This is a genomic window from Hyphomonas sp., assembly GCF_965284475.1.
In the GTDB taxonomy this organism is placed as follows: domain Bacteria; phylum Pseudomonadota; class Alphaproteobacteria; order Caulobacterales; family Hyphomonadaceae; genus Hyphomonas.
The window spans coordinates 1,088,158-1,108,392 of sequence record NZ_OZ260087.1; the positions used below are offsets into that span (position 1 = coordinate 1,088,158).

Below are 20,235 nucleotides of genomic sequence, written 5' to 3' on the forward strand. Positions count from 1 at the left end.
TGCGGCACAGGCGATGGCAAGCGGCAGAAAATCCGCACACACCAAGCAAGAAGGACTGGCCATGAAACGCGTAGCGGTCATTTACGGAGGCTGGTCTTCCGAGCGGGAAGTCTCCCTGTCATCAGGCCGGCAAATGGCCAATGCTGCGCGCGCGGCCGGCTATGACGTGGTCGATATAGACGCCGGACGCGATCTCGCGATCCAGCTTGCAGAAGCCGCGCCGGACTGTGTCCTGAACGGGCTTCACGGGCCATGGGGAGAAGACGGCTGTGTCCAGGGCCTGCTCGAATTCATGGGCCTGCCCTATTCCCACTCCGGCGTTCTTGCGTCGGCGCTGGCAATGGACAAGCTGAAGTCCAAGGCGGTCTATCGCGACGCCGGTCTGACGGTCGCAGAAGACAAACGGGTCACCCGCGCAGAGGCGGCCGCCAGCCATGCCCTGAAGCCACCCTATGTGGTCAAACCCGTAGCCGAAGGATCGAGCTTTGGCGTGCTGATCGTGCGCGAAGGCGCCAACAGCCCGCCACAGGAATTGCTCGGGGCCGGATGGCATTATGGCGACAATCTCATGGCCGAGGAATTTATCCCCGGACGCGAACTCACGGTCGGTGTTCTGGGCGACCGGGCTCTCGCTGTCACCGAGATCACGACCTTAAGGGACTATTACGATTTTGATGCGAAATATCAGGCCGGAGGATCGCAACATGTGATCCCGGCGAACCTGCCTGCTCACGTGACCGACGCTGCGATGGATGCAGCACTCAGGGCACATCAGGCGCTTGGCTGCCGGGGCGCGACGCGGTCCGACTTTCGCTATGACGACAAGAGAGACCGCCTCGTGATCCTGGAAACAAATACCCAACCTGGCATGACGCCCACCTCGCTTGTCCCCGAACAGGCCGCTTTCGCAGGCATGTCCTTCGGAGCGCTTGTCGCCTGGATGATCGAGGATGCCTCATGCCAAAGGTAAACCGGAACCAGTCAGTCCCTTCCCGCTCGCGCCGCCGCCCTGCCACCATCGTCGATGAAACGACAGGCGAGGAGGTCCGCGTCTCCTCGGTCCTGTTCGGGCTTGTCATGCTGGTGGCGATTGTCGTGGCCACGGCCGCATGGATGGGCGGATCCCTGTCGCAGATCGAAACGCGCTTTGGCGGGTTTCTCGATGACACGGCCCGCATGGCTGGTGTGTCGGTGAACGATGTTTCCGTTCTGGGCCTGGAACAGAACCCGGCCCTCGCCGACGATGTGCGCGCTGCAGCCATGATCGAACCTGGCGAGAACATGTTCCGCGCCGATCCCCAGCTGATCCGTCGCCGCGTCGAATCCACACGCAAAGTGCTGAACGTGCGGGTGCACCGCCTGTGGCCCGGCCAGATCGTGATCATCGCGGATGCCGCCGAACCGGTCGCCCTCTGGCATGATGGCAAGGACTGGACAGTGGTGGACGGCCTCGGCCGCATCCTTCCGGACGCCAACTCAACCGATTTCAAGACACTTGTGCGCCTCGCGGGCCAGGGCGCTCCGAGTGCTGCCCCGGCTTTGGTCAAGGCACTGAAGGATGCGCCGGATGTCTCCACGCGCCTTGCCATCGCAACACGTATCGCTGACAGGCGCTGGGATGTCCGCCTGGTAAATGGTGCGACCGTCCGTTTGCCGGAAGATGACGCCATGGAGGGCGCCCTCGCCCGCCTGACGAAACTGCAGACCCGGACAGCCCTCATGCAGCGCCCTGTCACCATGATCGACCTGCGCAACAAGGGCCGGGTCTACCTGTCCCCCGCCCAAAGTGCCGGAACCCGCAAACTCGCAGAGGCGGCCCGTTCCTGATGGCAAATGTCCAGTCCAGACGCATCGCCCTCAATGGGTCCCGCGGCACCGGAACGGTGGCGGCGCTGGATATTGGCTGTTCCAAGATCACCTGCATGATCGGACGCAATGACGGGTCCGGGCCGCGCCGTTTCCAGATACTTGGCGGCGGGCGTCAGCAATCGCGCGGTTTCAACGGCGGTGCCATTACAGACATGGAGGGCCTTGAGCGCTCGATCCGGCTCGCCGTTGAAGACGCCGAACGCGAAGCGGGCGAACAGATCAGTGAAGTCATTCTCGGCATCACAGGCCCGAAACTTGCCTGTACGCTGGTCACCGCATCCATCGACATTGGCGGGCGCGCGATCACTCATAAGGAGATCAAGCGGCTACAGGCCCTCGCGCTGAGCAGGATACCCACCAAGGGAGCCGACATCCTGGCCGCTTGGCCGGTCGCCTATCGCGTTGACCAGCAGGAAGGCGTCCGCCAGCCCGCAGGCATGTATGCCGAGCAGCTCGGGATTCTGCTCTCGGTCGTTACAGCCCCGCGCCCCATCATCAAGAACCTTGTCGAGTGTGTGGGCAGGGCGCATCTCGGAATTTCGGCCCTTGTTCCCTCTTCCATCGCCAGCGGCGCGGGCACTTTGATCGACGACGAAATCGAAAACGGCGCGATCTGCATCGACATGGGTGCCGGGGTGACCGCTGTGTCGGTCTACCTCAACGGCTCACCAGCCTGGCTCGGCCTGGTCCCGACTGGCGGGACGCATGTGACAAGCGACATCGCCCAGGGGATCGGGACGACATTCGCGGCGGCCGAACGCCTGAAATCAGTCTATGGCACTGCCAATCTCGAAGGCCCCGGACTGGCCGAACGTATAGAGGCCCCGCGCCTGGGCGATGATGGCCGCCTGCACGGAATGCGCATGGAGAAAGGCGCCATCGCCGAAATCATCGCACCACGTATCGAGGAAACCTTCGAACTCGTGCAGAAGATTCTCGATGCCAGCGGGGTACGGTCCGTTCTGCCACGCCGCGTGGTGCTGACCGGCGGCGCCAGCCAGCTTTCGGGCGTGCGCGACGTGGCCACGCGCATCCTGAATGCCCCCGTCAGGCTTGGCCGCCCGACCATCGCTGAATTTCTCGGAGAAACTCTGGGAACACCTGCTTTTTCTACAGCGTCAGGTCTGCTACTGTACTCGGAACTGGGGTTTGTGGACGCTGCGCGGGCTGGCGTTGCGTTGAAAGAATACGGAGCCGAATCCGGAAGCGGCGCAGTGAACAAGGCGTTCCATTGGCTGAAAGAAAATTTCTGACGCCTTTTGCGCTCACTTAACTGTCTTTTAGCCGTGTGGGGCCAAGGTGCCACTCAGACCGGTTCCAGCATTGTATATTGAGGTACGCGAATGACACATGAACTCAAGCCCAGGATACTCGTCTTCGGGGTTGGCGGCGCAGGCGGCAACGCAGTCGACAACATGATCGAGGCGAACCTGCAGGGCGTCGAGTTCATCGTCGCCAATACGGACGCGCAAGCCCTCTTCCGCTCCAAGACGGAACAGCGCATCCAGCTCGGCCCTGAAACCACGTCAGGCCTTGGAGCTGGCGCCCGTCCGGAAGTCGGCGCGAAAGCTGCCGAAGAGTCGATCGATGAGATCAAGGGATACCTTGAGGGCGCGCATATGGTCTTCATCGCGGCTGGCATGGGTGGCGGCACGGGTACTGGCGCTGCACCCGTGATCGCGCGCATCGCACAGGAAATGGGCATACTCACGGTCGCGGTCGTGACCAAGCCATTCGGGTTTGAAGGCGCCCGCCGCATGGCGTTGGCAGATCTGGGCCTGATTGAAATCCGCGACTATGTCGACACGATGATCGTCGTGCCCAACCAGAACCTTTTCCGCATCGCCAATGACCGCACCACCTTCGCCGAAGCGTTCCGCATGGCTGATGACGTTCTCTATTCGGGTGTTCGTGGCATCACCGACCTGATGGTCATGCCCGGCCTGATCAACCTCGACTTTGCCGATGTCGGCTCGATCATGCGCGGCATGGGCTCGGCCATGATGGGCATGGGTGAGGCAGAAGGCGAAGGGCGCGCCCTGGAAGCCGCCCGCGCTGCAATTGACAATCCCCTGCTTGACGAAGTCAGCCTCAAGGGCGCCAAAGGCGTCCTGATCAACATCACCGGCGGCTATGACATGACGCTGTTCGAGCTTGATGAAGCGGCCAATGAAATCCGCCGCGAGATCGATCCAAATGCCAATATCATCCTGGGTTCGGCTTTTGACAGCGAACTGGAAGGCAAGATCCGCGTATCCGTTGTCGCTGCAGGCCTCGACACAGAAGCAATGGCGCATCCAGCGCCTGAACCTATCCGCGATACGGTGCGTCAACCCATTGCCGAGCCAATTGCTGACGAAGTCATCGAAGCCGAAACGCCTGGCGAAGATCGGCCTCTGGTCATTACAGGACACGCGCCGGTGCTCCGTTCGGAAAAGAGCGATCCCCGGGCAGATTTTTCAGGCCAGCCATTGCCTGCCGACCATTATGAAGGCGCAGAAGGCGAAGACGAAGTAACCGCCGATGCTGTCTTCGGAACACGCAAGGAAGCCCCTGCCCCGGACAAGGCCCGCCCGGAACAGGGTTCTTCCGGATTTTCCCATCTTTTCGGCTGGCGCCGTAACCCGCAAGGCGAGAATGACGACGCGCCCGAAACATCCGTTCCGGCTCCGATCATCTCGTCGCCGGACGACCATCCGGAAGCTGCCCCGTTTGATGATGCCGACCTCGAAATTCCGGCTTTCCTCCGCCGTTCGGCAAATCACTGATCTTTCGACAGATAATGCAGTCGGAAGACGCCCGATTGTTGCAGGATATTTTTATATTTTACAGGGCTGTAGCGTAGGCTGCAGCCCTTTTTGTAATACGCCGAAACAAGGCGTGTTTTGTGCTGGCGCTGAACCACATACAGATTGAGCCTGTAGTGGAGGGTCTAGCGGTGTTGAGTGGCGAGCAGATGCAACAGACAATTGAACGTCCGGCAGTTTGTGCCGGCATCGGCGTTCACAGCGGCGAAAAAGCCCGGCTGGTTCTGAAGCCAGCACCTGTTGGCACCGGTGTGGTATTCCGGCGGACAGATATTGATGCTGCCGATACCGAAATCAACGCGCATGCCGATGCAGTGTCCGACACACGCCTTGGCACGACATTGTCGAACGAAGCGGGGGTTTCCGTCGCCGTTGTCGAGCACCTGATGGCTGCCCTTTCCGGCTTGGGCGTGGACAATCTCATCATCGAGATTGATGGACCGGAAGTGCCAATCATGGATGGCTCATCAGCTGTCTATTGCGAACTGTTGCTGCAGGCGGGGCTGAAAACACAGTCGGCCCCGCGCCGCCGCATCCGGATCCTTGAGCGCATCGAGATTGTTGACGGGCCAAAGCGCGCGACGCTGTCGCCCTCGGATGACACCCTGCTCACACTGCGCGCCCGCATTGAATATGACGACTCCGTCATTGGCATCCAGCAAATGGCCCTGCGACTTGCGCCCGGCATGTTCGCACGGGATCTGGCATTTGCGCGCACATATGGATTTGCCCGTGATGTGGACATGCTGCGGTCGATCGGGCTTGCGCGCGGTGGTTCGCTTGACAATGCGGTCGTGCTGGAAGACGGCGCGGTTGTGAACCCTGAAGGCCTGCGCGCCGAAGATGAATTCGTGCGTCACAAGTTGCTGGATGCCGTTGGCGACCTGATGCTGGCCGGTGCACCCATCGCGGGAAGCTATGACGCCGTCCAGCCCGGACATGCCCTGAATAATGCTTTGGTGCGCAAACTCCTCGCCACACCTTCGGCATGGTGTTGGGAAACCGATTCCGATCTTCGCGCCCGCACCGGCGAACGCACACGCGCTGCAGTCTGAAACAAGGGCCTGCATTGCCTATTCATAATGGGTCGCCTGACAATGATCCTTGGAAATCTGGCGCAGTTCAGGCTAATCAGGCTGTAGACATTCACAGCTGAAAGTTCCCGACCGGCATGTCCCTTCTGAAACTCCGCCCTAGCCTCCTGATCCTGGCCTGTATTGTCGCCGTTTCCGGGTGCCAGTCTTCCAATAGCCGCAAGCAGGAACTCGCCTATGTCGAGCGTCCGGTCGAGCAGCTGTATAATCAGGGTGCCCAGGAACTCGACAAGCGCAACTATGACCGCGCGATCCTCCTGTTCAACGAGGTCGAGCGCCAGCACCCTTATTCCGAATGGGCCCGCAAATCGATGGTCATGACGGCCTATGCGTCTTACCAGGCCCGTGATTATGAAGAAGCCATATCGGGCGCTCAGCGCTACCTAGCCCTCCATCCGGGCGGCTCGGAAGCGGATTACGCTTATTATCTCATTGCCGTGAGCCATTTTGACCAGATCGTCGATATCGGCCGCGACCAGCGGACAACCGAACTGGCCCTGTCGGCCCTTCAGGACGTGACAAGGCGTTTCCCCAACAGTTCCTATGCGCGGGACGCGAGCCTGAAGATCGATATGGTCAATGACCAGCTTGCCGGCAAGGAAATGGAGATCGGCCGCTGGTACCTGCGCTCGAACCAGACGCTGGCTGCCGTGAACCGGTTCAAGAAGGTGGTGACCACTTATGACACGACCTCGCATACACCCGAAGCGCTGCACCGCCTGGTCGAATCCTATCTGACGCTTGGCTTGCGCGATCAGGCGCTCGCGGCGGGCGCCACGCTCGGATACAATTATCCGCGCAGCGACTGGTATCAGATGAGCTACCGCCTTCTGACCAAGGAAGGCCTTGATCCCGAAGCCGATTCGGTACCGCGCCGGACGCTGATCCAGAAAATCATTCCGGGCGGCAAATAGGCCTTACGCCTCTGCGATCATGGCGAGCCATTCGGCTTCCGTCAGCGTTTTCACGCCGAGCGCTTCCGCCTTGGTCAGTTTCGATCCCGCTCCTGGTCCTGCAACCAGAATGTCGGTCTTTGCCGAAACCGACCCCGAGACCTTGGCGCCAAGCGCACTTGCCCGTGCCTTGGCCTCGTCCCGCGTCATCTGTTCCAGCGTGCCGGTAAACACGATCGTCTTGCCGGCGACGGGGCTGTCACTCGCTGCGGCGGTTTCGTCCAGCACCGTGACCTCTGACAAGAGCGCCGACAGCATCTCCCGATTGTGGGGCTCCGCTACGAACGCATACAGGGCGCCGACAGCAGCCCCGCCAATGCCATCGATCCCCATCAATTCACCTGCGGCCTCGCTGTCAGGCCCACGTTCAGCCGCATCTTCCACAGCCGTCCAGAATGTTTCCCAGGACAGGAAATGCCGGGCAAACTGGTTAGCCGTCGTCTGACCCACATGACGGATGCCCAGACCATTGAGGAACCGGGCGAACGGCACATTCCGGCGCGCGTCGATAGCGGCGGTCAGCTTGGTCGCAGAGGCAGGTCCGAACCCGTCCCATTCAGCCAGTGGCGGAAGGCCGGCCTCGGCGATCCGCGCCGCGAGCCGGAAGATATCCTGCGGTGCATGTACGACGCCCTTCTCGTAGAAAAGCTGGACCTGCCGGGCGCCGAGGCCATCTATGTCCAGCGATTTCCGGGAGACGAAATGCTTAAGCCGCTCCACCGCCTGCGCCGGGCAGACGAGGCCCCCGGTACACCGCCGCCGCACATCGGCCTCGCCCTTGTCGTCCACATCGCGCACCGCGGCTGACCCGCAGACAGGGCATTCACCGGGCATCTCGTACGGCGCGCCGCCACCGTCCACAACCACCCGCAAGACCTGCGGGATCACGTCTCCCGCGCGCTGAACCTCGACAGTGTCCCCGACCTTCACCCCGAGACGCGCGATTTCGTCTTCATTGTGCAGCGTCGCATTGGACACAACGACACCGCCCACCGTCACAGGCGTCAGACGCGCGACAGGGGTCAGTGATCCTGTCCGGCCAACCTGGATATCGATGCCCTCCAGAACCGTGGTGGCTTTCTCGGCGGGGAATTTGTGCGCAATCGCCCAGCGCGGCGCGCGGCTGACAAAGCCGAGCCGCTGCTGCCAGTCGAGGCGGTCCACCTTGTAAACAACACCATCAATATCGTATCCGAGACTTGCCCGGCTCTGCTCAAGACCCCGGTAGGCCTTGATCAACCCGTCGACCGAGTCTGCTCGCGTCATCAGGGAATTCACCTGAAACCCCCAGTCAGCAAACAGGGCGACCGCCTCGGTCTGCGTAGCCGCGAAGGGCGCACTCGCGGCGGCCCAGGCATAGGCGAAGAACTTGAGCGGGCGGGCCTTCGTGATCTCGACATCCAACTGGCGCAGGCTGCCGGCGGCGGCATTGCGCGGATTGGCAAAGACCTTCCGGCCTGCCTCGGATTCACGCCCATTCAGCGCCGCGAAGTCAGCATGGCTCATATAGACCTCGCCGCGAATCTCGATGCGGTCCGGCCACCCCTTGCCGTCAAGTTTTGCGGGAATGTCTGAGAGCGTCCGGGCATTCGCTGTGACATCCTCCCCGACCTGGCCATCGCCGCGCGTGGCCGCACGCGTGAGCTGACCCTTTTCAAAAGTCAGGCTCAGCGACAGGCCATCAATCTTGGGCTCGGCGGTCAGGGCGACAGGTTCGGCTTCATCCAGTCCGAGAAAGCGGCGGATCCTGGCCACGAATTCGACGACGTCCTCGTCGGAGAAGGCGTTGTCAAGCGACAGCATCGGCGCGCCATGCGCCGCCTTGGCAAAGCCCTCCCCTGCCACGGCCCCGACCCGGTCAGCTGGACTGTCGGCGCGCCGCAATTCCGGAAACCGCGCCTCGATGGCGAGGTTTCTCTGACGCAAGGCATCGTATTCGGCGTCTGTCAGGCCCGGCGCATCATTGCGGTAATAGGCATCGTCCGCCTCGCGGATCGCTTCAGCAAGCCGCGCAAGTTCTTCTTCCGCCGCTTCGGGCGTCAGCGCATCGACGGGTACCGGCTTGATCATGCATCCTCCAGCAACCTCCCCGCGGCGGCCCTGGCCTCTTGCGTGACCTCGGCGCCTGAGAGCATTCGGGCAATCTCTTCCTGCCGCGCACTGTCATCTAGCCCGCGAATGCGCGTCCCGCCAGACTTTTGGTCATGGTCTTTTTCGACAAGCCACTGCGCCGCTGCCGAGGCGGCGACCTGGGGACTGTGCGTGATTGCAAAGACCTGTTTCGCGCCCGCCAGGCGCACGAGCCGCTCGCCAACGGCTGCCGCGACCGAACCGCCGACCCCCTGGTCGACCTCGTCGAAGATCAGGGTCTGCGCCGAACCGGCTTCGGCCAGCGCACATTTCAGCGCGAGCGAAAACCTGGCGAGTTCCCCGCCCGACGCAATCTTGCGAAGCGGACCGAACCCGGCGCCCGGATTGGTTTCCGCCTCGAACTCGACACGGTCTGCGCCCTGTACGCTGCCTTCGCCATCCGGCAGGGCATGAACGCCGATCAGGATCGTCGTCCGGCCGAGTTTCAAAGGGACAAGTTCTTTCGCAATGGTCTTTTCAAGCTGTTTTGCAGCCGCCTTCCGCGCGGCTGTCAGCTTTTCCGCCGCCTGACGCCAACGCGCCCTGGCGGCAGTTTCCGTCTTGCGCGCAGCGATCAGTGCATCTTCGCCTGCCTCGGCAAGATCGAGACGACAGCGCAAGCGCAATAGCAGGTCCGGCAGCAATTCCGTTTCTGTTGTATGCTTGCGCGCCAGGGCCCGCAGGGCGAACAGGCGGGCCTCTGCGGCTTCCAATGCCTCTGTATCGTGATGGATCAACCGCTCCAGACCAAACACCGCCGCGCTGGCTTCACGCGCTTCGATCAGCGCCCGTTCGATGGTTTCAGCTGCGATCCTGGCCGCTTCCGGCAGCGATTCCGATGAGCCGTCAAACCCGGGCAGGCGGCAAATCCGTTCGAGCGCGCGCGAGGCTCGCGAAAGGGCCGCATCGATATCTGCGGCTTCCAGCGCGGCTTCAGCTTCGCTGACAGATTCCGTCACCCGTTCCGACTGCATCAGGCGTACGCGCTGCAGTGTCAGAGCCTCGGCCTCGCCGGCGACCGGGGCCAGGCGTTCAAGCTCCTCAACCGCCTGTGCCAGCCACTCCCGCGTGGCAATCGCGTCGGCTTGCTCAGCCTCAAGTCGGCTGCGTGTCTCGCGCGCCGCTTCGAGCGCGTCAAACGCATCAGCACACGCGCCGAGCAGCTTTTCATTGCCCGCGAACTGGTCCAGCAGGCGCCGGTGCATTGACGGGCGCATCAGGGTCGATGCCGCATGCTGGCCATGAATCTCGACAAGCGTTTCACCGATCTCGGCGAGGAAAGCCGCGCTGACGGCCTGGTCATTCACGAAGGCCCGCGCAGGTCCGCTGGCCCGTATGACACGTTTCAGGGTCAGTGCCTCGTCGACCGACGCCTCGATACCCTGCTCCTGCAGCGCATTCCAGACCGGGTGGCGGGCTGGCGGACCAAACTCGACCGCCACGCTGGCCTGCCCGGCACCCGCCCGGATGAAGGACCGGTCGGCACCGGCACCCATAGCCAGCGACAGGGCATCAAGAATGATCGACTTGCCGGCACCTGTTTCACCGGTGAGCGCGGTGAAACCTGCACCGGGCTCAATGTCCAGGCGGTCAATCAGAACGAAATCACGGATCGAAATGGACAGGATCATGCCTGTCCCAATACCATTGGAACAAAACAGGAACAACAAGAATCTTCAGTCCGGAATTCAGAGCGGTGCGCAAGCGCCTTTCAGCCAGGCCTTTACGCCGTCGTCGAGCTTGTCGGACAACAGGTCCCGGACGCGCGCGTGATAGTCATCGACCCAGGCCCGTTCGTCGTCTGACAGGAGGTTCGTCACGATCAGGTCGCGCGAGAGCGGCGCAAAGGTGAGGCATTCAAATCCCATCATGTCGATTTCGCCGCCCGAAACCGGAGCCGGCTGCGTGACATATTGCAGGTTCTCGATGCGAATGCCGTACTGGCCCTCGCGGTAATAGCCCGGCTCGTTCGACACGATCATGCCGGGCGCCAGCGGAACCGCATTCCACGGCTTGGCAATCCGATGCGGGCCTTCATGGACGCCGAGATAGACGCCGACGCCATGCCCGGTGCCGTGCTGGTAGTCGAGCCCGGCCTGCCAGAGTGCGTGGCGCGCCAGCACATCAAGGTGTGTACCGGTCGTTCCGTGCGGGAAGCGCACGGCGGCGAGCGCGATGTGGCCCTTCAGCACCAACGTGTAATGGCGCCGCATATCGTCGCTCGCTTCGCCGATCGGAACCGTGCGGGTCACATCAGTGGTCCCGTCGAGATACTGGCCGCCGGAATCCACGAGGAAGAGCGAGCCGCGCTCGAGCACTCGGTTGGACGCCGTCGAGACGCGATAGTGCGGCAGCGCGCCGTGCGGGCCTGCGCCTGAAATGGTCGGGAAGGACAGGTCATTCATCGCGTTCAGCTCTTCGCGGAAGGCTTCCAGCTGCATGACGGCGTCAATTTCGGTGACCTTGCCGCTCTGGGCCTCGGTGTCCAGCCAGTGCAGGAAGCGCGTCAGGGCCACGCCATCGCGCGCATGCGCTTGCGTCGTGCCTGCAATCTCCGCCGCGTTCTTGCATGCCTTCGGCAGGGCGACCGGATCGCGCTGGCGCAGAACCGTCGCGCCAGCCGCCTCCAGCGTGTCGAAGAACCAGGCCGACGCGATGTCGGGGTCGACGCTGACCGTCTTGCCCCTGAGATCGCCGAGCGCACTTTCCAGCTGGGGCAGCGGCCGGACCGTCACGCCATTGCCGAGATGGGTGCGCAGGTTATCGCTGACCTTGGCTTCGTCGATGAAAAGATCGGCCGACCCGTCGGCGCGCAGGATCGCGCGTCCGAGCGGCAGCGGCGTACAACTCACATCACCGCCGCGAATGTTGAACGCCCAGGCGATTGACGCAGGCGACGTAATCACAGCCGCATCGGCCCTGTCAGCCTTCAGGGACTGGCCGATGAGCGCGCGTTTCTCCGCATGTTCCATGCCGGCATATTCAACCGCGTGCGCCACGACGGGGGCCGAGGGCTGGTCAGGGCGGTCTGCCCAGGCCCGGTCAATCGGGTTTTCGGCAACCGCCACCAGTTTGGCACCCGCAGAGGCCGCCGCCTGTTTAAGCAGCGCCACTTCATTCGGGCTGACCAGTTTGGGGTCATAGCCGATTGTCTTGCCGGTCATGTCCTGCATTTTCAGCCAGCCGAACGCGCCGGGCTCCGGAATGCCCTGGATTTCAAACAGGTCAGGGTCGGTCTGGTCAGCCGCCTGTATTGTGTAGCGGCCATCCGCGAACAGCACGGCGCGATCGGTGAAGATGAACGCATTGCCGAATGAACCGGTAAAACCGCTGACCCATGCCAGACGCTCATTGGCATCAGGCAGGTATTCATTCTGGTATTCATCATCGTGCGGCACATACAGGCCGTCGAGTTTCATGGCGGTAAGCTCCTTGCGAAGGAGCGGCAAATGGGCCCGGCCGTCTTGCGGCCCGCCCTTGATATCAAATGTCTGTCTCATGCCAGCAGTCTTACCGCTGCAGCGTGATCATGGAAAGGCGGGAGGTCAGGGTTTTCGGAAGACGAGCGTTGACCAGCCATCCTGCTTGATACGCCGCTGAAAGCTGAGGCCCCGCGACGCGAAGGCGTTGCGCACCGGTGCGGCCTGGTGGTGCAGCAGGCCGGACAGGATGATCGTCCCACCCGCGGCGGTAAGGGGGGCAATGGTGGGGGCAAGGCCGATGAGTGGCTTCATCAGGATGTTGGCAAATACAGTGTCATAGGGCCCTCCCTGACGGATGCGCGGCGTGTTCGCCCCTGTGATGTGCAAGGCCGTGAACCCGGTCACATGGTTCTTGAACGCGTTCTCGTTGGCCACCCGCACGCTGTCGAAATCAATGTCCGTGCCAATAGCCGAATGGGCGCCTGCTTTCATGGCAGCGATTGCGAGAACGCCTGATCCCGTTCCAAGATCGAGCACTTTGCCGATGGCGCGCCGGCGGCGCACCTCGTCCAGCGCCAGGAGGCAGCCGAGCGTGGTGCCGTGATGGCCCGTCCCGAAGGCCGGCCCGGCCTCGATGAGGACCGCGATCTTGCCCGGCGCCATCTTGGCGAGAGCATGGCTGCCCGCGACGAAAAATGGCCCCGCAGCAACGGGCGGCAGGCCTTCCAGCGACAGGGTCACCCAGTCACGATCTTCAAGTTCCTCAATCCGCGCGACCAGTTCAGGGGAGACTTCCTGAATGATATCAACGCATGCCTCGGCATCCTCGAGCGTTTCGGTAAACGCATCCAGCCGCCAAGCGACCCGGCCGTCTTCCTTGGCATCGACAGCCCCGGCCGGTGACGGATCGGCCCAGGCGAGCGCATCCCATGCAGTTTCGATTGGCGCCCGTGCGCCTTTGGCGGTTATCTGGTACATGGCGCAGGCGCTTAGCAGGCAAGGCGTCCGGGCGCCAGAGGCGTGATTAGCAGGGGGTATAAGCCATGTGGGGCAAGTGGGTGGTCGCGGCCATGCTGGTGGGGGTGACGGGGTGTGTCGGCGGGCAGCAGGGGCGCGCGGAGGGTGGCGTCGAACCGTGGCGACCCGTCTCGCCGGAGAACCTTGTCCTGCTCGAAACCACAACCGGCACCGTCGCCGTGGAACTCGCCTCTGAGGCTGCGCCAGGTCATGCCGCGCAGTTCCGCGCGGCTGTCCGGTCGGGCGTGTTCGAAGGCGAGTATTTCTACCGGGTGGTCGAAGGACATGTCGCGCAGGCTGGCCTCGAGTTTGACCAGCGGCTCGGCAACTGGCCCGGACTGCCGCTTGAGGCTGAGCGCACTGTGCCCGCGGCCGGGTTTGATCCTGTTGGCAATGCCGACCTGTTTGCCCCAACAGCTGGTCACCGCGGAGGATTTGCCGCTGGCCGTGAGGACGAGCAGGAATGGTTGCTCAATTGTACGGGGGCGCTGGGCATGGCGCGCAATGACGGGCCGGATACCGGGTCGATCGAGTTCTACATCCCGTTCGGGCCCCGGCGCTATCTTGACCGCAACTATACTGTCTTCGGCCGGGTAATTGCCGGCATGGACAATGTGCACCGTTTAAAGCGGGTGGATCCGGAGGCCGAGGAGAACCACCCGGACCTGTTCGAGAAAGGCGAAGCAGCATCAAAGGCGGCCTTCGCGGCGCGCGCCGAGCGGCTGGCAGGCAATGAGATCCTGTCCGTCGTGCTGGCAGCGGACCTGCCGGAGAATACCCGGCCAGCTTACGAAGTCATGGCCACACCGGGCGCAGAATGGAACGCCCTGAAAATGTCCAAGCGCGACTATTCCGGCATTGATGCCTTCGTGCACACACCGCCGCGCGTGCTGGACGTGTGCAGCCTGCCTGTGCCGGCCCGCCGGGTGACGCCGCAAAACGGCAACTGACCGTCCCGGCGCGGGACCAGCATGCGCGCGGACTTGACACCGGCCGCCGCGCATTTCACCGATACGGGGATGGCAATACCGTTCAGCACCTGTCCGGGCCTCGCACGATTGCAGGGCATCACTCACGGCTTTTTCGGCCGACAGGGCGGCGTGTCCACGGGCCTCTATGACAGTCTGAATGTCGGCGAAGGCTCCGGCGACAAGCCGGACGCGATCAGCCGCAACCGCGCGCTGGTTGGCGCCACGCTGGGCGCGCGGCACCTTTTGTCCTGCTACCAGGTTCATTCTGCCAGCGTTGTTCCCGTCGATGCACCATGGACTGACCGGCCGCAGGCAGATGCGATGGTGACCAACCGGCCCGGCATCGGCCTCTGCATTCTGACGGCAGACTGCACGCCGGTCCTGTTTGCGGATGCCGAGGCCGGCGTAATCGGCGCGGCACATGCCGGCTGGAAAGGCGCACTGGGCGGCGTGCTTGAAGCCACGGTTGCGGCGATGACCAGGATGGGTGCCGAGCGCGCGCGCATCCACGCCGCCATCGGGCCGACAATCGGCCAGGCGAGTTACGAGGTCGGCCCCGAATTCCGGGATACGTTCATGACCAGCCAGCCCGGAAGCGAGATGCTGTTTCGCCCCGGAAAGGATGACCGTTTCCAGTTCGACCTGCCGGGCTTTGCGCGCCAGCGCCTGGACGCGATCGGCATTGGCGCCGTCACGGATGTGGGCCATGATACATGCGCGATGGAGGCGGAATACTTCTCCAATCGGCGCCGCAATCATCGCGGCGAAGCCGATTACGGGCGCAACGGGTCGGTGATCCTGCTGCGGGACTGATCGCGCCGCTTGGAGTGTTGCCGATTCAGCGCGCCTGCCACTTCATGGCCTGCGCACCGCACCCAGCCGTGTTTTGCCGGTTGCGACTCGCAGGACTTTGTTACAGAAGCGTCACGGGTGCCGGGTAGCTCGGGGTAATGAGACCATGAAACTTCTATCGTGCAACGCGAACCGCCCCTTGGCCGAAGCCATTGCAGACTATCTCGACACGCGGCTCACACGATCAGAAGTCAAATCCTTTGCCGATCAGGAAATTTTCGTCCGCATTGACGAGAATGTTCGCGGCGAAGACGTGTTCGTGATCCAGTCGACGTCCTATCCTGCCAATGACAATCTGATGCAGCTGCTAATCTGCATGGACGCGCTGAAGCGCGCCTCAGCCCGGCGCATCACGGCAGTGATCCCCTATTTCGGCTACGCACGTCAGGATCGCAAGACTGATGGCCGTACGCCGATCTCGGCAAAACTGGTCGCAAACCTCATCTGCTCGGCGGGCGCTGACCGCGTGTTGACGGTCGATCTCCATGCCGGCCAGATTCAGGGCTTTTTCGATATTCCGACCGACAACCTGTTCGGCGGGCCGGTCATGGTCGACGACATCAAGGAGCGCTTCGCCGGCCAGAAGATCATGGTCGTGTCGCCTGATGTGGGCGGCGTGGTACGCGCCAGGTCGCTGGCCAAGCGGATCGACGCCGATCTTGCGATTGTCGACAAGCGGCGCCCGGAAGCGGGCAAGTCGGAAGTCATGAACATTATCGGCTCGGTCGAGGGCGCACATTGCATCATGCTGGACGACATGTGTGATAGTGGCGGCACACTGGCCAACGCTGCCACCGCGCTGAAAGAACATGGCGCAACGGGCGTATCGGCCTATGTCACACATGGCGTCCTGTCGGGCGAAGCAGTCAAGCGGATCGAGAATTCGGTCCTGGATGAGCTGGTGATGACCGACACGATCCAGCCGTCAGAAGCCGCGCTGAAATCGAAATCGATTCGCATCCTGCCCATCGCCCCCCTTCTCGGCGAAGCCATCCGCCGCATCGCCAACGAGGAAAGCGTCTCGAAACTGTTCGACCGCTAGGGCATTTCCAGATGACAAACTGTCGTGCGACTATTCCACGGTCCAGCCGCGGGGCGTGCGGCGGGCATTGAGCGTCAGCGGCTCTTCTTCTGATGGGGAGCGGGGCGCAGGCATTGGACGCCGACCCGCAAAACGCATGACGAGGGCGGCCCCGGCAAGCATCAGCCCGGCAATGGCGGTCATCACGGCGAACATGCCGGCGGCAGCCACCAGCAACATGCCGATCATAACCTGAAGGAACAGGGCGATCCCGCCGCGCGCGGCGCCAGCGAGATTGAATGGGAACAGGCCTGATGCGTTATGGGTCATGTCAGATCCTTCTATCGCCTGCCAACATGGCGGCATGATGGCAGCGCGTCAATGACGCGCCATGCCAGCGGCGTGCCATTTGTTTCCTCTGCCTAGTCCGGCCTGACCAGGAGGCCGCGTTCGGTGCGAATCTGGGCATAGGCAGCCGTGATCGCTGCGGCCTTGGCATGGGCAGCCGTCTCGAACTCGCGCGGGGCGCCCATCTGTACGACCCGGTCAGGGTGATGGTCCGACATCAGCTGGCGATAGGCCGCGCGGATCGACTTGAATTCCGCGTCATGCGGAACGCCGAGCACCTGGTAGGGATCATCACGTTCCGGCCCGAGATGGCTTGCGCGAATGCGTCGGAAAGTGCCCTCGCTGAACCCGAACGCCTGGCTCACATTCTTCAGGAACTGCATTTCGGCATCAGTGACCACACCGTCAGCCCCCGCGATCTGGAACAGGCCATCCAGCACGCCTTCGAGCAGGCAGGGCCGGTTCCTGTACTTGCGGCCAATCCGGCGGGCATAGCTTTCATAGCCGCGCACGGTCTGGCGGGCGATATTGAACACGCGCCGGACATTGTCGGCATCCTCGGGCGCAGCGCGGAAAACGCGCGAGAACACCATGATTTCCCGATCGGTGACCGCGCCATCGGCCATGGCGAGCTTGGCACCCAATCCGACAACCGCAGCGGTAAATCCAACATCATTGGGATCGGGGGCACACTCGATACCCTCGATCGCGGGTTCGGCCGACGAATCCGGTTCAAACGGGCGGTTGCCGCCCTCAAGCAGTCGTGTCCACAGACTCATCCTGCATTCCTATAGCAGGAATTTCGCCGGATGTGAGTGAGGCATGGTGACAAGTGCGTGAAGGATTTGCCATGCATCGCGCTTCGAATCACTTTTGGCGTGTGTCCACCAGCTGTTTCAGCTCTGCAATCTCGGCGCGCATCGCGTTCAACGCCTTCAAAATTTCATCCCGCTGGGCGTGGGCATCCTCGAATTCTTCCTCGATCTCATCCTCGATATCCTCCAGCCCCTCTTCCAGAAGCGCCTTCTGTTCGGATGCCAACGCGTCCACAACGAGGGCGATGAACAGGTTGAGGATGGCGAAACTGGCGATGAAGATGAAGATGATGAAGAATATCCAGGCATAGGGATTGCCGTCATCGATAACTTTCTGGACCACTTCGAAGCGCCAGCCGTCCATTGTCATGACCTGGAACAGGGAATAGGCCGATTTCGGCAGGTCGCCGAACAGGAGCGCGACGTCAGGATCCGACGTATCGCCAAACATGTTGGTGGCCATGACCGCGCCGACATAGGTGACCAGCGCCAGAACCGCGAAAATGGCTCCCATGCCCGGAAGCGCTTTCATCAGGGCCTCGGTGATGCGCTTCATCACGGGAACGATGTGCAACAGGCGCAGCACGCGCAGGACACGCATGGCGCGCAGCACGCTGAACGCCGCACTGCCCGGTATCATGGACACGCCGATGACGACGAAATCAAACCAGTTCCAGCCGGATTTGAAGAACTGGAGCCGGTAGACAACCAGTTTCAACAGGATTTCAGTCGCAAACACCCAGGTGACGGCGATGTCGAATACTTCCAGTGCCCGCACCAGTCCCGGCGACAGGCTCTCGCGATAGGTCAGGATGCCAAGGACCACGGCATTGATGACAATCAGGATGGTGATGAAATGGCGGAACCAAGGCCGCTCAATTTCGCGTTCAAGCGCGGAATGGCTGGTCTCAATGTCGAGTGTTGCCCGCGTCATGCGTTGATCTCCGTCACCGGTTGCGTCGCCCATGCGCGGTATTGCCCGTTATGGCGCCACCTGCCAATCGTGCAATCTGATTTCAGCCAGCCGATGTCGTCGTATCGGACACAATCAGCCATTCCCCATCGATCTTACGCATGACAAGCGTGTAGAGCCCGGATGGCTGGTCACCGGCCCGGTCGAGCCGCCAGGAACCATGCGCGATCGCAGCATCCGGCGACAGGATCACGATCTCGTAGCCGGACGTCGACAGGCGTCCCATCAGGTCCGGCGTGGCATAGACGCGCTTGTACCGCGCATTGGTTTCATCCCAGCCACGCGTGACGTTGCCGCCAGAGGCAAAGCGCAGTTCGGGTGAGCGCCAGTATCCATCCATGAACGCGTCAATGTCACCGCGATTCCAGGCCGCATCCTGTGCTTCGAGCACGGCAGTAATACTTGCCGCCTCAAGTTCCGCCTGTGCCGGCGTCACGATGGGGGCCGATACGGCCTGAGGAGTGGCACAGGCTATGACAGGCAGGGCCAGAACAAGCGCGGCGACGAAGTGTTTCATGTCCGATGTCTCCAGAAGCTGCAGACACTTTAGCCGGGTTTGCGAAACGAAAAAGCCCGGTCCGCCAAAAAGGGGCGAACCGGGCCGACGCGAGCGTCCGGCGGGGTGGGTCCGGACGCTGCGAATGCGATACGTCCTTACTACTGGTCGGAAATTTTCAGATCGAGCGCCTCATTAAGGTCGAGTTCGGGTTCGGGCTCAAATTCACTTTTCAGATCCGTATCGACGGTCGGCCGGACCGGAAGACTGCTATCGAGGTCGATATCGGTATCCATTTCGGTCTCAGGTGCCGGCAGGTCCGCATCGCCCTGCGCTTCAACCGACAGTGCGTCATCAGGCCTGGGCTCGCCCTCAATCACGATTTCCGCGCCGGTTTCCATGCTGGGTGGCGCAATGTCGATTCCCGCGTCCGTTTCGGCGGTGGTTGTCGTGTCGATGCCCTGGACCTGCGCATAGGCGGGTGCGCCAATGATCGAGAGAATGGCGGCAGAGGCAGTCAGCGTGCGTTTCATGTTGAGGCTCCTGTTGCAAGAGCCAGACTGACGCCTCACTGCCGCAATGGTTCCTCCGGTATCCGCCATGCCCCGGGAATGTCAGATACCGCCCACGCGGCACCTAGTGCAGGTCAGCTTCCGCAGTCCCGGCACCGCCTTTTGCGATGGCTGGTTCGTCATCGTCTTCATCTGCGATGTCGTCATCTTCCACTGCCTTGGGCGGCTTGCGCCTGCCCAGCGGGCCGTGAATGTCGGCCTGCCGGTCATACTGCATATTGTAGTATTCATGGGCCGTATGGGTCAGCGGCTGCGGTGTCAGGTCCAGGCCATAGGCCCGCAGGCGCTCCACCACTTCATCGCGCAGGTACATGCCCGGCAGTGCATTCTGGCTGAATCCGTGGCTTTTCATCCAGTCGCGCACATGCCAGCTGCGCACCGTACCGGCGTCCGCCGGGCGGGCGCCATCATGGACTTCCCACATGTAGAGCGTGGCGATGCCGTTAATGACGGCATCCATGGCATCGTCCAGCGAGGTGGACGGATCGCGGCCCTGGGCCAGTGTTGCACGCAGGCCCATCTTGCGGGCTTCGAGTTCCTGATAAGTGGCGCCGACAACCGCAATTGCGTTGCGGTTTGCCCGGATCATGGTGGAATTCACGCCATCGAGCTGCGGGTGACGGATCGGCAGGAGCGCGTCGGGTCCCGCCTCGTGATTGGCGGCGATCTGGGCGACTTCATTGACCATGCGCTGCAGATTGATGCGCAATTCATGGCTTACGCCTTCGAGGGCCGACAGCGCCCCGTCACGTTCATCATCGCGCAAGCGCCAGAGTTGCCAGGCAATCAGGAGCGCTGCGGCAATCAGCAGGCCAAGCCCACCGGTAAAAAAAGTATAGAAATCCGACTCGCTCATTCTGAGGTCCCCTTCAATTGTCCTGCGCGGCCTGAACAG

The 20,235-nt window shown here is 62.3% G+C and carries 19 protein-coding genes; 9 read left to right on the forward strand and 10 right to left on the reverse strand.

The annotated features are described in order from the left end of the window. The first annotated feature begins 61 nt into the window (after nt 1-61). The 6 genes from ACQ66M_RS05085 to ACQ66M_RS05110 all read left to right on the forward strand — a co-directional run bounded on the left by ACQ66M_RS05085 (nt 62) and on the right by ACQ66M_RS05110 (nt 6,684). Nucleotides 62-970: a D-alanine--D-alanine ligase gene (locus ACQ66M_RS05085; protein ID WP_350174600.1), complete on the forward strand. Its 909-nt coding sequence runs from the start codon at nt 62-64 to the stop codon at nt 968-970. Next, a complete protein-coding gene (locus ACQ66M_RS05090; protein ID WP_350174602.1) occupies nt 958-1,827 on the forward strand; it encodes a cell division protein FtsQ/DivIB in 870 nt (289 codons plus the stop codon). Before ACQ66M_RS05085 ends, ACQ66M_RS05090 begins: the two co-directional genes overlap by 13 nt. Further along, on the forward strand, nt 1,827-3,122 hold the full coding sequence (ftsA, locus tag ACQ66M_RS05095; RefSeq protein ID WP_350174604.1) for a cell division protein FtsA: 1,296 nt from the start codon (nt 1,827-1,829) through the stop codon (nt 3,120-3,122). Before ACQ66M_RS05090 ends, ftsA begins: the two co-directional genes overlap by 1 nt. Before the next feature lie 90 nt (nt 3,123-3,212). Continuing rightward, entirely contained in the window at nt 3,213-4,637 is a 1,425-nt protein-coding gene (gene ftsZ, locus ACQ66M_RS05100; RefSeq protein WP_350174606.1) for a cell division protein FtsZ, read from the forward strand. A gap of 188 nt (nt 4,638-4,825) precedes the next feature. Next, nucleotides 4,826-5,731, forward strand: a complete 906-nt coding sequence (gene lpxC, locus ACQ66M_RS05105) for a UDP-3-O-acyl-N-acetylglucosamine deacetylase (protein ID WP_430402329.1) — start codon at nt 4,826-4,828, stop codon at nt 5,729-5,731. Nucleotides 5,732-5,847: 116 nt separating this feature from the next. Next, nucleotides 5,848-6,684: an outer membrane protein assembly factor BamD gene (locus tag ACQ66M_RS05110; protein ID WP_430402331.1), complete on the forward strand. Its 837-nt coding sequence runs from the start codon at nt 5,848-5,850 to the stop codon at nt 6,682-6,684. 3 nt (nt 6,685-6,687) lie between these two features. Here the strand turns inward: ACQ66M_RS05110 and ligA are convergent, their stop codons facing one another. From ligA to ACQ66M_RS05130, 4 genes are read right to left on the reverse strand one after another with little or no spacing between them, the layout of a single operon-like run. Next, nucleotides 6,688-8,793: an NAD-dependent DNA ligase LigA gene (ligA, locus tag ACQ66M_RS05115; RefSeq protein WP_430402333.1), complete on the reverse strand. Its 2,106-nt coding sequence runs from the start codon at nt 8,791-8,793 to the stop codon at nt 6,688-6,690. Continuing rightward, a complete protein-coding gene (gene recN / locus ACQ66M_RS05120) occupies nt 8,790-10,484 on the reverse strand; it encodes a DNA repair protein RecN (protein ID WP_350174612.1) in 1,695 nt (564 codons plus the stop codon). The genes ligA and recN overlap by 4 nt, the downstream gene beginning before the upstream one ends. Nucleotides 10,485-10,541: 57 nt before the next feature. Then, complete coding sequence (locus ACQ66M_RS05125) at nt 10,542-12,353, reverse strand: aminopeptidase P family protein (RefSeq protein ID WP_430402335.1); 1,812 nt, start codon at nt 12,351-12,353, stop codon at nt 10,542-10,544. A gap of 45 nt (nt 12,354-12,398) precedes the next feature. Next, nucleotides 12,399-13,253: a 50S ribosomal protein L11 methyltransferase gene (locus ACQ66M_RS05130; RefSeq protein ID WP_350174616.1), complete on the reverse strand. Its 855-nt coding sequence runs from the start codon at nt 13,251-13,253 to the stop codon at nt 12,399-12,401. Between the two features lie 65 nt (nt 13,254-13,318). Between ACQ66M_RS05130 and ACQ66M_RS05135 the strand changes: the two genes are divergently transcribed. The 3 genes from ACQ66M_RS05135 to ACQ66M_RS05145 all read left to right on the forward strand — a co-directional run bounded on the left by ACQ66M_RS05135 (nt 13,319) and on the right by ACQ66M_RS05145 (nt 16,157). Continuing rightward, on the forward strand, nt 13,319-14,242 hold the full coding sequence (locus ACQ66M_RS05135) for a peptidylprolyl isomerase (RefSeq protein WP_430402336.1): 924 nt from the start codon (nt 13,319-13,321) through the stop codon (nt 14,240-14,242). Between the two features lie 69 nt (nt 14,243-14,311). Continuing rightward, a complete protein-coding gene (gene pgeF / locus ACQ66M_RS05140) occupies nt 14,312-15,076 on the forward strand; it encodes a peptidoglycan editing factor PgeF (RefSeq protein ID WP_430402338.1) in 765 nt (254 codons plus the stop codon). Between the two features lie 145 nt (nt 15,077-15,221). Then, on the forward strand, nt 15,222-16,157 hold the full coding sequence (locus tag ACQ66M_RS05145) for a ribose-phosphate pyrophosphokinase (RefSeq protein ID WP_350174622.1): 936 nt from the start codon (nt 15,222-15,224) through the stop codon (nt 16,155-16,157). A 30-nt stretch (nt 16,158-16,187) separates the two neighbouring features. Here the strand turns inward: ACQ66M_RS05145 and ACQ66M_RS05150 are convergent, their stop codons facing one another. The 6 genes from ACQ66M_RS05150 to ACQ66M_RS05175 all read right to left on the reverse strand — a co-directional run bounded on the left by ACQ66M_RS05150 (nt 16,188) and on the right by ACQ66M_RS05175 (nt 20,196). After that, a complete protein-coding gene (locus ACQ66M_RS05150) occupies nt 16,188-16,466 on the reverse strand; it encodes a hypothetical protein (RefSeq protein WP_350174624.1) in 279 nt (92 codons plus the stop codon). A gap of 92 nt (nt 16,467-16,558) precedes the next feature. Further along, nucleotides 16,559-17,263, reverse strand: a complete 705-nt coding sequence (locus ACQ66M_RS05155; protein ID WP_350174626.1) for a molecular chaperone DjiA — start codon at nt 17,261-17,263, stop codon at nt 16,559-16,561. A gap of 88 nt (nt 17,264-17,351) precedes the next feature. Then, a complete protein-coding gene (locus ACQ66M_RS05160) occupies nt 17,352-18,266 on the reverse strand; it encodes an ion transporter (RefSeq protein ID WP_430402340.1) in 915 nt (304 codons plus the stop codon). A 49-nt stretch (nt 18,267-18,315) separates the two neighbouring features. Continuing rightward, the gene (locus ACQ66M_RS05165; RefSeq protein ID WP_350174630.1) at nt 18,316-18,789 is read right to left on the reverse strand and encodes a YybH family protein; all 474 of its coding nucleotides are present in this window, start codon (nt 18,787-18,789) and stop codon (nt 18,316-18,318) included. Between the two features lie 140 nt (nt 18,790-18,929). Next, the gene (locus tag ACQ66M_RS05170) at nt 18,930-19,301 is read right to left on the reverse strand and encodes a hypothetical protein (protein WP_430402342.1); all 372 of its coding nucleotides are present in this window, start codon (nt 19,299-19,301) and stop codon (nt 18,930-18,932) included. 103 nt (nt 19,302-19,404) lie between these two features. Continuing rightward, nucleotides 19,405-20,196, reverse strand: coding sequence for a hypothetical protein (locus ACQ66M_RS05175; protein ID WP_350174634.1), 792 nt, complete (start codon nt 20,194-20,196; stop codon nt 19,405-19,407). Nucleotides 20,197-20,235 lie beyond the last annotated feature (39 nt).

What these genes read in the sequence shown, in the direction of transcription:
- ACQ66M_RS05085 (WP_350174600.1), top strand. Translation starts at nt 62, where the DNA reads ATGAAACGCGTAGCGGTCATTTACGGAGGCTGGTCTTCCGAGCGGGAA.
- ACQ66M_RS05090 (WP_350174602.1), top strand. Translation starts at nt 958, where the DNA reads ATGCCAAAGGTAAACCGGAACCAGTCAGTCCCTTCCCGCTCGCGCCGC.
- ftsA (WP_350174604.1), top strand. Translation starts at nt 1,827, where the DNA reads ATGGCAAATGTCCAGTCCAGACGCATCGCCCTCAATGGGTCCCGCGGC.
- ftsZ (WP_350174606.1), top strand. Translation starts at nt 3,213, where the DNA reads ATGACACATGAACTCAAGCCCAGGATACTCGTCTTCGGGGTTGGCGGC.
- lpxC (WP_430402329.1), top strand. Translation starts at nt 4,826, where the DNA reads ATGCAACAGACAATTGAACGTCCGGCAGTTTGTGCCGGCATCGGCGTT.
- ACQ66M_RS05110 (WP_430402331.1), top strand. Translation starts at nt 5,848, where the DNA reads ATGTCCCTTCTGAAACTCCGCCCTAGCCTCCTGATCCTGGCCTGTATT.
- ligA (WP_430402333.1), bottom strand. Translation starts at nt 8,793, where the DNA reads ATGATCAAGCCGGTACCCGTCGATGCGCTGACGCCCGAAGCGGCGGAA.
- recN (WP_350174612.1), bottom strand. Translation starts at nt 10,484, where the DNA reads ATGATCCTGTCCATTTCGATCCGTGATTTCGTTCTGATTGACCGCCTG.
- ACQ66M_RS05125 (WP_430402335.1), bottom strand. Translation starts at nt 12,353, where the DNA reads ATGAGACAGACATTTGATATCAAGGGCGGGCCGCAAGACGGCCGGGCC.
- ACQ66M_RS05130 (WP_350174616.1), bottom strand. Translation starts at nt 13,253, where the DNA reads ATGTACCAGATAACCGCCAAAGGCGCACGGGCGCCAATCGAAACTGCA.
- ACQ66M_RS05135 (WP_430402336.1), top strand. Translation starts at nt 13,319, where the DNA reads ATGTGGGGCAAGTGGGTGGTCGCGGCCATGCTGGTGGGGGTGACGGGG.
- pgeF (WP_430402338.1), top strand. Translation starts at nt 14,312, where the DNA reads ATGGCAATACCGTTCAGCACCTGTCCGGGCCTCGCACGATTGCAGGGC.
- ACQ66M_RS05145 (WP_350174622.1), top strand. Translation starts at nt 15,222, where the DNA reads ATGAAACTTCTATCGTGCAACGCGAACCGCCCCTTGGCCGAAGCCATT.
- ACQ66M_RS05150 (WP_350174624.1), bottom strand. Translation starts at nt 16,466, where the DNA reads ATGACCCATAACGCATCAGGCCTGTTCCCATTCAATCTCGCTGGCGCC.
- ACQ66M_RS05155 (WP_350174626.1), bottom strand. Translation starts at nt 17,263, where the DNA reads ATGAGTCTGTGGACACGACTGCTTGAGGGCGGCAACCGCCCGTTTGAA.
- ACQ66M_RS05160 (WP_430402340.1), bottom strand. Translation starts at nt 18,266, where the DNA reads ATGGGCGACGCAACCGGTGACGGAGATCAACGCATGACGCGGGCAACA.
- ACQ66M_RS05165 (WP_350174630.1), bottom strand. Translation starts at nt 18,789, where the DNA reads ATGAAACACTTCGTCGCCGCGCTTGTTCTGGCCCTGCCTGTCATAGCC.
- ACQ66M_RS05170 (WP_430402342.1), bottom strand. Translation starts at nt 19,301, where the DNA reads ATGAAACGCACGCTGACTGCCTCTGCCGCCATTCTCTCGATCATTGGC.
- ACQ66M_RS05175 (WP_350174634.1), bottom strand. Translation starts at nt 20,196, where the DNA reads ATGAGCGAGTCGGATTTCTATACTTTTTTTACCGGTGGGCTTGGCCTG.